The organism is Actinomycetospora sp. (assembly GCF_055612215.1).
In genome coordinates, this window is sequence record NZ_JBVPVA010000913.1 from 1 (window position 1) to 16,012 (window position 16,012).

General features: G+C 77.5%; 11 protein-coding genes and 1 pseudogene. 2 read left to right on the forward strand and 10 right to left on the reverse strand.

The genetic code is table 11. From position 1 onward, the window contains the following. The 3 genes from AC0CYZ_RS24845 to AC0CYZ_RS24855 form a co-directional block, all read right to left on the reverse strand. The coding region (locus AC0CYZ_RS24845) for a DNA polymerase Y family protein (RefSeq protein ID WP_472220313.1) at positions 1-1,210 on the reverse strand (1,210 nt) is incomplete at its 3' end. Further along, positions 1,207-2,022: a hypothetical protein gene (locus tag AC0CYZ_RS24850; protein WP_472220315.1), complete on the reverse strand. Its 816-nt coding sequence runs from the start codon at positions 2,020-2,022 to the stop codon at positions 1,207-1,209. The genes AC0CYZ_RS24850 and AC0CYZ_RS24845, both read right to left, overlap by 4 nt. A gap of 99 nt (positions 2,023-2,121) precedes the next feature. Continuing rightward, on the reverse strand, positions 2,122-2,766 hold the full coding sequence (locus AC0CYZ_RS24855; protein ID WP_472220317.1) for a hypothetical protein: 645 nt from the start codon (positions 2,764-2,766) through the stop codon (positions 2,122-2,124). A gap of 86 nt (positions 2,767-2,852) precedes the next feature. Between AC0CYZ_RS24855 and AC0CYZ_RS24860 the strand changes: the two genes are divergently transcribed. Beyond that, positions 2,853-4,364, forward strand: coding sequence for a sulfatase family protein (locus AC0CYZ_RS24860; protein WP_472220319.1), 1,512 nt, complete (start codon positions 2,853-2,855; stop codon positions 4,362-4,364). Between the two features lie 86 nt (positions 4,365-4,450). Here AC0CYZ_RS24860 and purH read toward each other — a convergent pair whose 3' ends face one another. The 7 genes and pseudogenes from purH to AC0CYZ_RS24895 form a co-directional block, all read right to left on the reverse strand. Continuing rightward, on the reverse strand, positions 4,451-6,070 hold the full coding sequence (gene purH, locus AC0CYZ_RS24865; protein WP_472220333.1) for a bifunctional phosphoribosylaminoimidazolecarboxamide formyltransferase/IMP cyclohydrolase: 1,620 nt from the start codon (positions 6,068-6,070) through the stop codon (positions 4,451-4,453). A gap of 6 nt (positions 6,071-6,076) precedes the next feature. After that, a pseudogene (purN, locus tag AC0CYZ_RS24870) lies at positions 6,077-6,697 on the reverse strand (phosphoribosylglycinamide formyltransferase); the annotation flags it as partial. Between the two features lie 246 nt (positions 6,698-6,943). Next, entirely contained in the window at positions 6,944-8,374 is a 1,431-nt protein-coding gene (locus AC0CYZ_RS24875) for a cell division protein PerM (protein ID WP_472220321.1), read from the reverse strand. Between the two features lie 174 nt (positions 8,375-8,548). After that, the gene (locus AC0CYZ_RS24880; protein WP_472220323.1) at positions 8,549-9,628 is read right to left on the reverse strand and encodes a DUF5336 domain-containing protein; all 1,080 of its coding nucleotides are present in this window, start codon (positions 9,626-9,628) and stop codon (positions 8,549-8,551) included. Positions 9,629-10,355: 727 nt separating this feature from the next. Next, on the reverse strand, positions 10,356-11,237 hold the full coding sequence (sucD, locus tag AC0CYZ_RS24885; protein WP_472220325.1) for a succinate--CoA ligase subunit alpha: 882 nt from the start codon (positions 11,235-11,237) through the stop codon (positions 10,356-10,358). A 1-nt stretch (position 11,238) separates the two neighbouring features. Then, complete coding sequence (sucC, locus tag AC0CYZ_RS24890; RefSeq protein WP_472220327.1) at positions 11,239-12,411, reverse strand: ADP-forming succinate--CoA ligase subunit beta; 1,173 nt, start codon at positions 12,409-12,411, stop codon at positions 11,239-11,241. 235 nt (positions 12,412-12,646) lie between these two features. Further along, complete coding sequence (locus AC0CYZ_RS24895) at positions 12,647-14,569, reverse strand: hypothetical protein (RefSeq protein WP_472220329.1); 1,923 nt, start codon at positions 14,567-14,569, stop codon at positions 12,647-12,649. A 130-nt stretch (positions 14,570-14,699) separates the two neighbouring features. On the opposite strand from AC0CYZ_RS24895, the gene AC0CYZ_RS24900 reads away from it, so the two are divergent. Next, a complete protein-coding gene (locus AC0CYZ_RS24900) occupies positions 14,700-15,674 on the forward strand; it encodes an esterase/lipase family protein (RefSeq protein ID WP_472220331.1) in 975 nt (324 codons plus the stop codon). The last annotated feature ends 338 nt before the right edge of the window (positions 15,675-16,012 follow it).

Below are 16,012 nucleotides of genomic sequence, written 5' to 3' on the forward strand. Positions count from 1 at the left end.
CCTCCTCGGGCCCGAGCAGCCCCTGCACCCGCACCAGTGCGCGGCCGGCCCGTTCGTCGGCGACCCCGGTCTCCCCCCAGAGCCCGAGCTGCAGGCGCCCGGCGTCGACCACCTCCTCCGGCACCAGCTGCAGGGCCGCGAGCCCCTCGCCCCCACCGCTGCGCTCCGGGCCGCGGCGCGACAGCCAGCCCTCGAGCTGCCAGCGGACGCGGTCGGCGGTGGCAGAGGGGGTGAGGGGCTCGGCGCAGCGCCAGGTGCGGGCGAGCTCGTCACCGGCCGTCGTCCGGGCCTGGACCCCGAGGCGGGTGCAGGCGAGCCCGGCGTCCCCCAGCGCGGCGTGGAGGCGCTCCGCGAGCGCCCGCGAGGCGAACGCGGCGGCGTCGACGCGGTCGACCGGGGGGTCGAGGGGCACCTCGACGGTGAGCGTGTCGGGGACGCGGCGCCGGGAGGGCGGGCGCTCGTCGAGACCGCGGGCCAGCCGGTGGGCCCGCACGGCGGCCGCGTCGAACCGGGAGGCGACGTCGGCCGCGGGCAGCCCGGCGAAGCCCCCCAGGGTGGTCAGCCCCAGGCGACGGAGCAGCCCGACGAGCTCGGCGCGCGCGGTCGCCCCCGGGACGTCCGCCCCCGCGGTGTCCGGCTCGACGCCGGGCTCCATCTCGAGCTCGGTGACCGGCCGCGGGGCGAGGAAGGCCGCCGAGCCACCGGGCGGGACGATCACGCTGCGCCGGGCGGCGAGGGCGGCCGCGAAGACCCCGTCGGCCACCCCCACCTGGCACTCCACCCGGGTGCGGCCCGCGACGTGGTCGACGAGGCGCTCGGCGACGGCCTCCTCGCTGCCGAAGTAGCGGGCGGGGCCACGCGCCGCGAGCACCACCAGCCCGGGACGGATCACCTCGACGCCCGGGGTGATCTCCTCCACCGCCGCGGCGACCACCTCGAACGCCCGCGCGTCCCGGTCGGCGTCCCGGCCGAGCACCGCCAGGTCGGGGCAGCGCGCCTGCGCCTCCCGCCGTCGCAGCCCCCGCCGGACGCCCTGCGCACGGGCGGTGGCCGAGCAGGCGACCACCCGGTGGGCCACGAGGACGGCGGCGGGACGGTCGGCGGGGATGCCGGACTCGGCGCACGCGGCGACGACCGGCCAGTCCGGGCACCACAGCGCCACCACCCGGATCGGGGCCGCCGTCGACGACGGAGCCGCGGCCTCGCTCACCCCGTCCTCGCCGGCAGGTCGACGGGGACCGGGGTGACCACCTCCGCGGCGTCGGCCACGCCCCCCACCCGTCCGTCGGGCCCGGGGAGCAGGACGTCCTCGGTCAGGTCACGCGCGCGACCCCGGGCCGCGCAGCGCAGGTGCACCCGCCGCGACCGCAACCGCCCCGCCCCGTCGCCCAGCAACCCCGACCAGGTGCCCCCGGTGGCGTGCAGCTCGGCGTCCGCGCCCGGCCAGGCGCCCACCGGGATCAGCACCGCGCCCTTCTGGCGCACCCGCGCGGCCAACCGCTGCCGGTCGCCCGCCCGCCAGGCCGAGGCCCCGCCGAGCACCACCACGTCGAGGCCGTCCACCAGCGTCGCCACCACGCTCGCCGGGCGCGGGCCGGGCCGCGGGACGAGGGCGGTGCGCCCGAGGTCCAGCCCGGCCTCGCCGGCGGCGGCCAGGCCCACCCCGGGGAGCCCGACCAGCGCGCACCACGACCCCGACCGCGACGCCTCCGCCACCAGGGCGAGCAGCAGCGCCGTCGACCCGTGCACCGACACCGTCGACCCGCGACGCAGCCCGCCCCACGGCAGCAGGCCGGTGAGCGGCCCCGCCACCGGCAGCAGGGCCCGCTCCGGCTCCCGCGCCGGCTCGGCCTCCGGCTCCGGCTGCACCCCGCGCGGGGACGGCCCGGCGTGCGATGCTGCCCTCCGGACCGCAGCGCCCGACCCCGCCCGACCGGGGAGCTCGGACGCCCGGACGAGGCCCAGCTCGGAGAACCGCCGGGAGAGGACCTCGGGCGGGGACGCCTCGGCAGATGGGGCCATGACGACCTCCTCGTTCTTCGAACACCTGTTCGAACGAAGAGAACGCTAACCCACCCCCCGACAAACGCGCCACGACGACGCCGCGATCGGGAGAGTGACTCAGAACGTCGGCGCGCCCGCGGTGGCCCCGGGGGCCGCGCCGGTGCCCGGCGTCGTACCCGTTCCCGGCGCCGTGCCCCCGTCCTGTTGCTGCCGGCGCTGGGCGGCGCGACGCTTCCGGGCGGCCTGGCCCTTCGCGGCCCCCTTCGCGGCCTGGCCCGCCCCCGTCGCGGCCGTGGCGTGCGTGGCGGCCGGGGCGGAGGCGTCCGCCACCGCGTACCCGGCCCCGAAGCCGCCCCCCAGCAGGACCAGGCCGGCCAGCGTCGCGGCGGCCCCCACCCGGACGCGTCGCGACCGCCACCAGCCCGACCGCGGGGCCGGCAACGGTCCGGACTCCCGGACCGTCGCGGGCTCCCCCACCGGGGCGTGCACCGTCCCCCGTTGCGTGGGCGGGTCCGTCGGGCCCACCGGGTGCTCGGCGGGACGGTGACCCGGCTCTGGGTAGCCCGTCGGCTCGGCGTACCCCGTCCGCTCGGCGTACCCCGTCCGCTCGGCGTACCCCGTCCGCTCGGCGTGTTCGGCCTGCTCCGCGTGCTCCGGGGACCCCGCGTCACCCGAGGTCGCGGGTCCCTCGTCGTATCCGGTCCCGTACCAGGGTTCCTCCTCGCCCGTCGGGTGCTCCTCGGGGTCGTGCGGTCCGGTCACGGTCTCCTCCTCGCAAGCTGATGCCGCCCTGAAGACTCCGCCCGACGCGGGGCGCGCGGCCACCGTGGCGGCCCACCCTTCAGCGCGTGATCAGGGAACCGGCCCGCCACGCCCTCACCGTCGTCGTCGTGGCGGTCGCGCTCCTCGCGACGGCGTGCAGTGCCGGGTCCACGCCCGACCCGGATCCCCCGGAGCTGCCCGGCCCCGCGGGGGTCGCCCCGGCGGCGCAGGCCGGGCACCCGAACATCGTCTTCGTCCTCACCGACGACCTCGAGACGAGCTTGCTGCGCTTCATGCCGCACGTGGCCGCGCTCGCGGCCCGCGGGGCGAGCTTCAGCACCGACGACGACGCCGACACGTTGTGCTGCCCGTCGCGGTCGTCGATCTTCACGGGCGCCTTCCCGCACGACACCGGAGTGTTCACCAACTCCTCGCCCGACGGCGGTTTCGACGTCTTCCGCGCCCGCGGCGACGAGGCCGACACCGACGCCGTCGCCCTCCAGCGGGCCGGCTACGCCACCGCGATGATGGGCAAGTACCTCAACGGCTACCAGCCGACCGACGGCCCGGAGCCGGGCTGGAACGAGTGGGACGTCGCCGGGAACGGCTACCCGGAGTTCGACTACGACCTGAACGTCAACGGCACGATCGCCCACCATGGGCACGCCGACGCCGACTACATGCCCGACGTCCTGTCCCAGCGCGGCTCGGACTTCATCACGGCACAGTCGGCGACGCACCGGCCGTTCTTCCTCGAGGTCGCGACGTTCGCCCCGCACTCGCCCTACACGCCCGCGCCGCGCCACGCGCAGGACTTCCCCGGGTTGCAGGCGCCCCGCGATCGGTCGTTCAACCAGCCGGACGCCCCCACCGCACCCGCATGGCTGCGCGACCGCACCCCGCTGCGACCCAAGCAGATCGCCCGGCTCGACGAGGGCTACCGGAAGCGGGCCCAGGCCTCGGCGTCGGTCGACGACGTGCTCGCCGGGCTGGAGCAGACCCTGGAGCGCACCGGCCAGACGGCGAACACCGAGATCGTCTTCAGCTCCGACAACGGCTACCACATGGGCCAGCACGAACTGAGCGCCGGGAAGCAGACGACGTTCGCGACGGACCTCGTCGTCCCGCTGGTCGTGGCCGGTCCCGGCGTCGTGCACCGGACGGTCCCGGAGACCGTGCAGAACATCGACGTCGCGCCCACGGTCGTCGACCTCGCGCACGCGCCGCCGCTCCCGATCGCCGACGGCCGCTCGCTGGTGCCGCTGCTCGCCGGCGCCGACCAGCCCGACTGGCGCACCGCCGCGCTCGTCGAGCACCACGGCCCGAACCTCGCCCCCGACGACCCGGACCGCACCCCGGGCCGCTCCGCCGCGAACCCGCCGAGCTACACCGCGGTGGCCACCGGCCCGGTGACCTACACCGAGTACGCGACCGGCGAGAGGGAGTACCACGACACCACGACCGACCCCTTGCAGCGGGACAACACCGTGGCGACGGTGCCGCCGAGCCGGTTGGCCGCCCTGCACGCGACCCTGACGGCGCTCGCGAACTGCCACGGCGCGGCCGCGTGCTGGGCGGCCGGCCATCTCCCGCCCTAGCCAGAAGATGGCCACCGCCCCGCGGCGGCGAGGGCTGGAGCGGGGCGAGGAACGAGCGCTGGATCAGCGTCGCCTTGCCGCGACGATCAGTGCGCGAAGTGCCGCGTCCCAGTCAGGTACATCGCTACGCCGGCCTTCTCGGCGGCCTCGACCGTCTGGTTGTCGCGGACCGACCCGCCGGGCTGCACGACGGCCGCCACCCCGGCCTCGGCGAGCACCTCGAACCCGTCGGGGAACGGGAAGAACGCGTCGGAGGCGGCCACCGACCCGCGCACCCGGTCGCCGGCGCGGGCGACCGCGAGCCGGGCCGAGTCGACCCGGTTGACCTGGCCCATCCCGACGCCGACCGTCGCGCCCCCGGACGCCAGCAGGATCGCGTTCGACTTCACCGCCCGGCACGCCCGCCAGGCGAACGCCAGGTCGGCGAGCACCTCGTCGGGCACCGGCGCACCGGTCGCGAGGGTCCACGACGACGGGTCGTCCCCCGGGGCGTCGACGGCGTCGCGCTGCTGCACGAGCACGCCGCCGGAGATCGGCCGCTGCTCGACCGCGGCCGGCGACCACTCCGCCGTCAGGACCCGGATGTTCTTCTTGCGGGCCAGCACGTCGAGCGCGCCGTCGGCGTAGGACGGCGCGACGACCACCTCGGTGAAGATCTCCGCGATCTGCTCGGCGGCGGCGACGGTCACCTCGCGGTTGACCGCGATGACCCCGCCGAAGGCCGACGTCGGGTCGCAGGCGTGGGCCCGCGCGTGCACCTCCGCCACGTCGCTGCCGACCGCGATCCCGCACGGGTTGGCGTGCTTGATGATCGCCACGCACACCTGGTCCGGCCCGTGGTCGTGCGCCGCCCGCCACGCCGCGTCGGCGTCGACGTAGTTGTTGTAGGACATCTCCTTGCCGTGCAGCTGTACCGCCCCGGCGATGCCGGCGGTGGCGTCCGGGTCGGCGTAGAGGACCGCCGCCTGGTGTGGGTTCTCGCCGTAGCGCAGCACGGCCCGCCGACGCGCCGTCGTGCCCACCCAGCCCGGGAACGGCACGGGCGTGCCGTCGGACGAGGTCGCGGGGTCGGGAGCCAGCACGTTGCCCATCCAGGAGGCCACGGCCACGTCGTAGGACGCGGTGTGCCGGAACGCCTCGGCGGCCAGCGCGCGGCGGTCGGCCAGGGTCACGCCGCCGGCCGCCACCTCGGCGAGCACCCACGCGTAGCGCGTCGGGTCGGTGACGACGGCGACCGTCTCGTGGTTCTTCGCGGCCGCCCGGAGCATCGCGGGGCCGCCGATGTCGATCTGCTCGACGCAGTCGTCGGGGGCGGCCCCGGAGGCCACGGTCTGGGTGAACGGGTAGAGGTTGGACACCAGCAGGTCGAACGGCGCGATGCCCAGCGACTCCAGCTGGTCGACGTGGGTGGGCAGCCGGGAGTCGGCGAGCAGGCCGGCGTGCACGCGCGGGTGCAGGGTCTTGACGCGGCCGTCGAGGGTCTCGGGGAACCCGGTGAGCTCCTCGACGCGGGTCACCGGCACCCCGGCGTCGGCGATCCGCGCGGCGGTCGAGCCGGTGGAGACGACCTCGACGCCCGCGGCGTGCAACCCGGTCGCGAGGTCGAGCAGGCCCGCCTTGTCGAAGACGCTGACGAGCGCGCGGCGGATCGGGCGGCGACCGTCGGTCCCCTGACCGGCGGGAGCTGTCTGGGGCGCAGCGGTCACTTCGATCCTCACTGTTCGTCCGGTGATGGTGGCGCCGTGGCGCACCAGGGCGGCCACGGTCTCGACGAGCATGCGGCGCTCCACGACCTTGATCCGCTCGTGGAGCGTGTCCTCGGTGTCGTCGGGGTCGACGACGACGGCCTGCTGGGCCAGGACCGGCCCGGTGTCGACGCCTGCGTCGACGAGGTGAACGGTCGCGCCGGTGACCTTGACGCCGTGCGCGAGCGCGTCGGCCACCCCGTGCGCCCCCGGGAACGCGGGCAGCAGGGCGGGGTGGGTGTTGATCGTCCGGCCGCCGAACCGCGCCAGGAAGGCGGGCCCGAGGACCTTCATGAACCCGGCGGAGACGACGAGGTCCGGGTCGTGGGCGGCGACGGCGTCGGCCAGGGCGGCGTCCCAGGCGGCGCGGTCGACGGTGCCGTCGGGCCCGCGGTGGTCACCGAGGCGCACGACGACGGGTTCGGCCTTCGCCTCGAGGGCCCGGTCCAGCGCGGCGACCCCGGGGCGGTCGGCGACGACGGCGACGACCTCGACGTCGATCGCGGCCGCCTCGTCGAGCAGGGCCTGCAGCAGGGTTCCGGACCCGGAGGCGAGGACGACGACGCGTGCGGGCGCCCGGACCTCCAGGCGTGTCCCGGCCGGGGAGCCTCCGTGGTCACCCGGACCCGCGTGCGTGCTCAGCGCGATCTCCTTGCCGCCGGTGCACAGACCTGGGCTCCCGGCGTCTCGACGATCCTCGGCATCGAGAGTAGTCGGCCTCCCCGACCGGGCGCCCTGTCGGTCGGGACACCTTGACGCGGCGGGGCTTGATCAGGGGCACACGGCGCACGTCACCGGCGCCTCGGGGCTGCGTGAGGTGCCCCTCGTCGTGGGTCAGGCGCGGTGCGGGTCGGCGGCCTCGTCGTCGGCGTGCGCGGCCTCGTCGGTGTCGTCGGCCTCGCCGGCATCGGCGGCACCGGCGGCATCGGCGGCGGCGGTGTCTTCGGTGTCGTCGACCTCGTCCCCGTCGTCGACCTCCTCTGAGTCCTCCGGGACAGCCGAGACCTCCTCCGCGGCCGCCGGCGCGGAGGCCCGACGCGTCCCCCGGCCGCCGGCCGGGGCCTCGGTCGGCGCGGCGAGGAGGGCGACGACCGCACCCGGCAACGCGATCCAGGCGATCACGGCGAGCAGGACCGGGCCGGCGGGGACGCTCACCGGGTCGAACGGCCCGGAGCCGAGCCGCCCCCCGGCGAGTCCCGCCGCGAGCGCGAGCACCACGCCCGCGGTCAGCGCGGCCACCAGGACCGGGCGCACCCGGCGGAGCAGGTCCTGCCCCGGGCGCCGCGACGGACCGCGGCCGACCACGTCCCCCGCCCCCACGGGCGCGAGCAGCCACCCGACGGCCGACCCGACGGCCAGGGGCAGCGCGAACGCCAGACCGGCCCAGGTGGGGGGCGGCCCCGAGGGCAGCAGCGCCGCCAGCGGCAGCGGCGGGACCAGCCCCGGCGTGGCGCCGGTCGGGGCGGCCACCACCCCGCCGACGGCGAACCCGGGTCCGAGCAGCCACGACGAGGCGGCGACGACCGCGTTCGGCAGGTACGCGGCGTCGAGCAGCCACAGCCCCGCGCCGCTGCCGACGTCGGGTGCGATCGCGGCGAAGGACCCGGCCACGGCCTCGGCGTGCGCGAGCAGGACGATGAGCAGGAGCGCGGCCCCGCCCGCCACCGTCGCCGCGGCGGCGCCGAGCCCCGCACGCAGGCCCCGCGCGACCCAGCGCGGGAGGGTCCGCACCCGGGCCCCGAGGCCGCAGGGACCGGCGACCCCGGCCGCCGCGGACAGCGCCGCGAGCAGCCCCGCGACCGTGCCCGCCGCCGCCGGCGAGGCGTCCGCCGGGATCGTCGCGGTGTCCGGGGTCAGCAGGGCCGCGGCGAGGACGCCCGCGGCGGCGTGCACGGCCGCGACGGCCGCGACGACGGGGACGCCGAGCGAGGTCCAGCGGTCCGGACGGGCGTCGTGGGCCGCGTCGGCCCCGTCGACACCCGGCAGGGCCGCGAGCCGGACGACGCCGCGGCGCGCGAGGACGGCGACGAGCACCGCCACCCCCGCCGCGGGCGCGAGCGGCAGCACCCCGAGGGGGACCCCGCCGATCGTCAGCGGCACGAGGTGCACGGCCAGCCAGAGCGGGATGCCCGAGCCGAGGGCCTGCGCGAGGCCGGGCTGGCCGCCCGGCGTCGTGCCCGACGCCGAGGCGGTGACCAGTGCGACGAGCACCACGACCGCCGCGTACGACACGCACACCGGGACCAGCGCGACCTCGGCGAGCACGCCCAGCCGGGGCGGCAGGTCCGGACGGCGCCGGCGACCGGGCCGTGATCGGTCCGGGGCAGGCGCCGGGGCAGCTGGGGTCGGGGCCGCTGCGCTCACGCGGACCCACGATTCCACCCCGACGCGCGCCCACCCGCGCGCCACGCCGGGCCCGCGCGCGCCGGGACGGCCGGGTCAGCGGGCCTCGTGGGCCCCCGGACGGTCCCGGCCCTCGGTGCCGGACCCGGACGCCGACCCGGACTCACCGTCCGAACCCTCCACCGGAGCGCCCCACCCGGTCGGCCGCGGGAAGCCGGACGGCGGGGTGGCGTCGCCGGACCCGTCGGGGGCGGACGCGCCCGACGCGGGCCGCGTGGCCGGCTCCCCGGACGGGGGCGTGGCCGCGCCCTCGCCGCGCTCGGAGGACTCCCCGCCGGGCGCGGGCGACGTGGGCCGGCGCGCCTCGGTGGTCGACGCGGAGGACGACCCGATCCCCTCGGTACCGGCCTCGGACCGCGTGCCGGCGCCCTCGCCCGGACCGCGCGACGGCCCGGTGCGCCCGTCCGTCAGCGGCGTGGCGAGGGTCGGTGCCGGGTTCGCCCCGGAGGGCGAGGGGTCGCGGGTGGCCCCGGCCGGTCCTGAGGACGCCGCGTCCGGGCCCGGCGTGCGGTGGACGACCTGGGTCCGGGCCGCCGGGTCGTCCCCCGACGGCTCGCCGGAGCGGCCGGCCGGGGAGAACGACATGGGCCCCCACGGCCGTCCGGGCCCGGACGGGCCCGCCCCCTGCTGGGACGGCCCGCCCGGGTGGCCGGTGCGCTGGGTGGCCTGCTCGCCCGGGGCCGCGAACGAGCCCGACGGCGGCCCGGCGTCCGGGCCCGCCGCTGCGCCCCCACCGTGACCGGGGCGGCCCGACGCACCCGCCTGGTCCCCGAACGACCGGGGCGTCCCCGCGCCCTCCGGCGACGCCGCGCGCCCCCCGGCGACGAGGCCGAGGGCCGACAGCGCGGCCACGACGGCAGCCGCCGCGGTGAGGACCGCGAGCACGACGACGACGATGTCGAAGCCGTCGCTCACCGCGAGCGTCTGGAAGCTGATCAGTGCCGCGGTGACGGTGAGCACCGTGCCGGGCAGCACCGTGCGCGGCGCGGTGGGGAGCACGGCGACGCCGACCGTCAGGCCGCCGGCGAGCACGAGGGCGGGCAGGAGCCCGCCCGCGTCGAAGCTGGTGAGGAACGTGGCCAGGAAGGCGAGGACGGCCAGGCCCGCGGCGGTCATCGCGGCGATGCGACCGAGGCCGGCCGGGACACCCGTCGCCCCGGACGTACCCGCGGACGAGCGCGCGGGCCCGGAGGTCGACGATCCCGCCGGACCGGCTCCCGGGGCGGGCGCGCTGGGCACCGTCGGCCCGGCGACGGGACCGCCGGGACGCGAGACGGGGGCACCGCGGGCGGGCGTCGGCGGCGCCGGTCGGCCCCAGCCGGGCGGCTGACCACCCGGCCCCTGACCACCCGGACCCTGACCACCCGGACCCTGCCCCGGGCCCTGACCGGGACCCTGCGGCGCGGGACCCGAGCCGGGACCTCCCGCGCCCGCCCACGAGGAGCCGCCGTAGGGCGAGACGCCCCCGAACGGCCTGCTCGGCGGCCCGACGGCCGGTCCGGGCTGCGAGGGCGGGCCGGGGTGCGGCACCGGCCCGGGCCCACCGGGCTGCGCGTGCCCGGGCGGCTCCGCGGACGCCGTCCCGCGCGCGGGCGACGACGGCCCCGGAGCCGGCACCGTCGACGGCCCGTCGGGCGCCCCCGACCCGTCCGGCGCGGAGGGTCCGGAGGGTCCCGACGGCCCGGACGGCGCACCGCCCCGTCGCTCCGGGCCTCCCGAGGGGCCGGAGCTCGAAGGTCCTGCACTCATCGGATGTCCTCCCGGAACGGCGTCGTCGACCCTCGGACCGGCCGCGCCGTGACGACGCGGCCGGTCCGGCGGCCCACCCTGCTACATCCGGGCCCTAGGAGACGAGCGAACGCGCGAGGTCGGCGGTCTCGGTCGGGGTCTTGCCGACCTTGACGCCCGCGGCCTCGAGGGCCTCCTTCTTCGCCTGCGCGGTGCCGGCGGACCCGGACACGATCGCGCCGGCGTGGCCCATCGTCTTGCCCTCGGGCGCGGTGAACCCGGCGACGTAGCCGACGACCGGCTTCGTCACGTTCGCCTTGATGTAGTCCGCGGCGCGCTCCTCGGCGTCGCCACCGATCTCACCGATCATGACGATGGCCTCGGTCTCGGGGTCCGCCTCGAACGCCTCGAGGGCGTCGATGTGCGTCGTGCCGATGATCGGGTCGCCGCCGATGCCGATGCCGGTGGAGAAGCCGACGTCGCGCAGCTCGTACATCATCTGGTAGGTCAGCGTGCCGGACTTCGACACCAGACCCATCTTCCCGGGGCCGGAGATGTTGGCCGGGATGATGCCGGCGAGCGACTTCCCGGGCGAGATGATCCCGGGGCAGTTCGGACCGATGATCCGGGTGCGGTTGCCGTTGGCGCAGGCGTGCGCCCAGAACCACGCCGAGTCGTGCACCGGGATGCCCTCGGTGATCACGACGGCGAGCCCGATGCCCGCGTCGATGGCCTCGACGGCCGCGTCCTTGGCGAACTTGGGCGGCACGAAGAGCACCGAGACGTCCGCCCCGGTCTCCTTCATGGCCTCCTCGACGCCGCCGAAGACCGGCACCGAGGTGCCGTCGACGTCGACCGACGTGCCGGCCTTGCGGGCGTTGACGCCGCCGACGAGCTGCGTGCCCGCGGCCAGCATCTTGCGGCCGTGCTTCATGCCCTCGGAGCCGGTGAGCCCCTGGACGATGACCTTGCTGTTCTCGTTGAGGAAGATCGACATCTCAGGCTCCCTGCGCGGCCAGCTCGGCGGCCTTGGCGGCGGCGTCGTCCATCGTGCCCACCACGGTGACCAGCGGGTGGTTCGCCTCGTCGAGGATCCGGCGGCCCTCGTCGACGTTGTTGCCGTCCAGGCGGACGACCAGCGGCTTCGTGGCGTCGTCGCCCAGGATCTTCAGGGCCTCGACGATGCCGTTCGCGACCGCGTCGCAGGCGGTGATGCCGCCGAACACGTTGACGAAGACGCTGCGCACGTCGTCGTCGCCGAGGATGACGTCCAGGCCGGCGGCCATGATCTCGGCCGAGGCGCCGCCGCCGATGTCGAGGAAGTTGGCGGGCTTCATGCCGCCGTGCTGCTCACCGGCGTAGGCGACGACGTCGAGCGTGGACATGACCAGGCCCGCGCCGTTGCCGATGATGCCGACCTGCCCGTCGTCGAGCTTGACGTAGTTCAGGCCCTTGGCCTTGGCCTTCGCCTCGAGCGGGTTCTCGGTCTGCTGGTCGACGAGCCCGAGGTGGGACTCGTGACGGAACGCGGCGTTGTCGTCGAGGGTGACCTTGCCGTCCAGGGCGACGATGTGGTCCTGCGGGTCGCGGACCAGCGGGTTCACCTCGACCAGCGTGGCGTCCTCGCCGACGAAGGTGTCCCAGAGCTTGACGATGGCCTGCGCGGCCTCGTCGGCGACCTCGGCGGGGATCTTCGCCTGCGCGACGATCTCGTCGGCCTTGGCCCGGTCGACCCCGGAAATCGCGTCGATCGGCACCCGGGCCAGGGCCTCGGGCCGCTCGACGGCGAGCTCCTCGATCTCCATGCCGCCCTCGGCCGACGCCATCGCGAGGAAGGTGCGGTTCGAGCGGTCCAGCAGGAAGGAGAAGTAGTACTCCTCCGCGATGTCGCTGGCCTCGGTGACCAGCACGCGGTGCACGACGTGGCCCTTGATGTCCAGGCCGAGGATCTTCTCGGCCTTCTCCTTGGCCTCCGCGGGGTTCTCGGCGAGCTTGACGCCGCCGGCCTTCCCGCGACCGCCCACCTTCACCTGGGCCTTGACGACGACCGCGCCGCCGATCTCACCCGCGGCGGCCTCGGCGTCGGACGCCGTGTCGACGGTGCGGCCCGGCAGGACCGGCACTCCGTGGGCGGCGAAGAGGTCCTTCGCCTGGTACTCGTACAGGTCCACTCGTGAACTCCTCCATCACTGACCGGCAGCATCCGTCGGTGGACTCCGGCGGCGGTCCCGCCCCGCAGGGCGGCCCTGGGTCACCGTCCTCGGCGCCGCAGCGCGCGGCGGACTCCCCCGGGCCCGGTCGGCGGGACCGAGGGCGACCCTAGCGGCGTGTCGTGCACCCGGGCGCGGCACCGGGGGCGACCCCCGCCACACCTCCCCGTCCGTGCGAGGGGAACCCCCGGCCGCTCTATCCCACCGGGGGTTCCCCTCGTGCGGGTCCGCTCGCCTCACGGATGCGCATGATCGCCACCCCGGCCGCCGCGAGGGCGACCACCAGGCAGGCGACGGCCGCCCACGTCCCGATGCCGACGCTCTCCCCGGGACGCGGCGGGGTGAGGACCAGGGCGGAGAGCCGCACGACGAGCAGCGCCCCGGCGGCCCCGAGCAGCGCGAGCGCCCGCGCGGGCCGGGCCCGGGGGGCGAGCAGCGCGGCGACGGCGACACCGACGACCCCGGCGAGCGAGCCCCACGCGGCCGCGCCCGGGTTCTGCCACGCCCCGCCGGCCGCGCCGGCGGCGAGCGCGTCGCGGGCGAGCGGCCCCCCGAACCCCGGGACGGCGAGTACGGCGGCGACCGCGGCCAGCGGCAGCATCGTCGGGTCGGGCTCCACGGTGTCGGTGCCGTCGGCGGGCCGCGCCCCCAGCGGGGTGCCCGGGGTCGCCCGGCCGCCCGCGACGTCGCGCCGCTCGGCGAACCCCGCGCCCGCCGCGAGCACCGCGGTCAGCACCGCGAGCACCAGCGCGGCCAGCACGGCCCAGCCCCCGGTGCCGACGCCGACGCCCGCGCCCGGCGCGCCGGCGAGGCCCGCGCCGGGGTCGAGGACGGCGGCCGGGGTGTCGCCGCCGTCGACGCCCGCGAGCACGACGTCGAGCGCCGGGCCGGCCGCGAACGGCACCGTCAGCCAGGCCACCGAGAGCGTCGGGCGCGCGCGGACGACGACGCGCGGGGTCCCGACGACGACGAGCAGCGCCGGCACCGCGAGGACCACCGCGGCGGGGAGGAGCAGGATGCCGGTGCCGGTCTGCAGCGGGCTGCCCGCAGCGCCCGAGACCCCGGAGAGCGTCGGCAGCAGGGCGCCGAACAGGGCCGCAGTGGCGGCGAGCAGGGCCGCGACCCCGGCCGCGCGGGAGCGCAGCACCGCGGTCCGCGCGGGCACCCCGATCAGCAGCAGCCCACCCGCGGCCACGAGGACCGCGCCGGGCGAGACCGCGAGACCCGCACGGGCGACCGAGGCGACGAGCACGGGCGCCACGCCCGCGACGACGCCGGCGCCGAGCGCGGTGTGCACCGCGCGGCGGACCCGCATCCCGGCCTCGTCGGCCGCGGTCGGGACACCGCGACGGGGCTCCCCCGGCACGCCCGCGAGGGCCCGGGCCCCGGGCAGCAGGGCGAGGACGACGACGGTGGCGGCGAGCAGCGCCGTCCCCGCCCCGGCGGGCGGCGGCGTGTCGAGGACGGCGTGCGGCGCGAAGCCGGTGCCCGGCCCGTCGACGGTGAACGGGGCCGCGGCGAGGCCCGCGGCGACCACGAGGGCGCCGCCCACCGGGCGCAGCAGCGCGGACCCGCGCTGGGTCCCGAACACCGACGGGCCGGCACGGCGGGCGAGCGCGACGAGCGCGGTGGTCGCGACGGTGGCCGCCGCCAGCAGGGCCACGTCGCCGGCGACGAGCGCCGCGGCCAGCCCGGCGGGCCACGGCGAGGTCCCGCCGACCAGGACGTCCGGGCGGGCGGCGGAGACCGGGTCGACGAGCAGCGTGACGTCGACGAGCAGACCCCCGGCGCCGAGCGCCCCGAGCGCCGCCGGGGCGGAGAGCGACGCGGCGCCGAGCGGGCGCCGGCCTCGCCGCGTGGCGAGACCGGGCGCGATCGCGGCGATCAGACCCACCAGCGGTGCGAGCACGCCCGCCACCCGGACCGGGGCACCGAGCCCGCCCGGCGCGGCCACGGCGACGACGATCCGCAGCGCCACGGCGACGGCCACGAGCGCGACGGCGATCCACCAGGCGCGGGCCACGCCTCCCGGCGCCGGAGCGCCCGGGCCCGGCTGCGGCGGGCCGCCCGGGGCGGGCCCGGGGCGCCGCGACCCGGCGTCGGCCGGTGAAGCCGTCATGTCCGCGCAGAGTAGGCGGGCTCGCGAGCGACCACGCAGACCCCCACTTCCTCGTGAGGTCCCTCAGCTTGATCGGTCATCCGACCCGCCCGACGCGACACGCCGGTGAACGTCGCCTAACGTTCCCTTCATGGACGTGACCGGGGTCATGTCGCCGACGCCGGCGACGACCGTCGAGCCGGCGCCGCCACCCGCGGGCACCGTTGCCTCCCTCGCCGCCACGGCGTGGGGCGGGCTGTCCTACCTCGCGCGCACCATGGGCGTCCCGCGCGGGCTGCGCGGCCTCGCCGTCGAGGTCGCCTGGACGGCGGTGCACCTGTCGGTCTACCCCTGGGGCCTGCTCGACGAGGCCCTGCGCCCCGGCGGCGTCCATACCCACCACCGCACCGACGACCTGCCGCCCGGCGAGCGCTCGCTGCTCGTCTCGGACCTCGACGGCGCCGGCACCCCGGTGCTGCTCGTTCACGGCATCGTCGACAACCGGTCGATCTTCGTCCACCTCGCCCGCGTGCTGCGCCGCCGTGGGCACGGCACCGTGCAGGCGGTCAACTACAGCCCGATGACGGCCTTCACCGGGGACGTCCGGGCGGCCGCCCGCGACCTCGGCCAGCACGTCGAGCGGCTGTGCGCGGTGTCCGGCGCCGACCGGGTCCACGTCGTCGGGCACTCGCTCGGCGGGCTGATCGCCCGGTACTACGTGCAGCGGCTCGGCGGCGACGCCCGGGTGGACACCCTCGTGACCCTCGGCAGCCCGCACCAGGGCTCGCTCATCGCGCACCTGCTGCCGCCGACGGTCGTGCCCCGGCAGCTCCAGCCCGGCTCGGACCTCCTGCAGGAGCTCACCGAGCCGGCGCCGGGGTGCCGCACCCGGTTCCTCGCGGTGTGGAGCCGGATGGACCAGCTGGTCGTGCCGCAGCGCAACGCCCGCCTCGAGCACCCGGATCTGCAGGTCACGAACGTCCGGCTCGACCACGTCGGGCACATGGCGATGACGATCGACCCGAAGGTCGTGCACCTCGTGACGTGCGCGCTGGCCCGCACACGGCCCCCGCGCGAGCGCGCCGCCCAGCGGACGACCGCGGGGACGACGAGCGTCGCCGGCTGATCCCTCCCGGTGCGCGCGCCGGACGCGCGGCCCGCGGCGGGGTTGCCCGCATCACCCGACCCGACGACGACCACTCGGCGCGCCGGGGCGTACGCACGGCGTGTTCGCCCGCGAAGTCCTGACCGGCAATTTGCCCGGGCTTGGGGTTCCGTGCCACCGTCCGGGACGTCCAGCATCACGGTGCGGTCACGAACGACTCACGGATCGACCCCGACGATCCCACCGGCGCTCCCCACGCCACCGCAGTCGTCCGACCACGCCCCGACCCCGCGAGGGCGGGCATGCCGCCGGGGATCAGGCCGAGACCGGGGCCGGCGAAGCGGGGAGCGCCGGAGCCA

Excerpts from the sequence above, each read along its gene's own strand:
- AC0CYZ_RS24880 (WP_472220323.1), bottom strand. The coding sequence starts at position 9,628 with ATGACCGCCGCGGGCCTGGCCGTCCTCGCCTTCCTGGCCACGTTCCTC.
- AC0CYZ_RS24850 (WP_472220315.1), bottom strand. The coding sequence starts at position 2,022 with ATGGCCCCATCTGCCGAGGCGTCCCCGCCCGAGGTCCTCTCCCGGCGG.
- sucD (WP_472220325.1), bottom strand. The coding sequence starts at position 11,237 with ATGTCGATCTTCCTCAACGAGAACAGCAAGGTCATCGTCCAGGGGCTC.
- AC0CYZ_RS24895 (WP_472220329.1), bottom strand. The coding sequence starts at position 14,569 with ATGACGGCTTCACCGGCCGACGCCGGGTCGCGGCGCCCCGGGCCCGCC.
- AC0CYZ_RS24900 (WP_472220331.1), top strand. The coding sequence starts at position 14,700 with ATGGACGTGACCGGGGTCATGTCGCCGACGCCGGCGACGACCGTCGAG.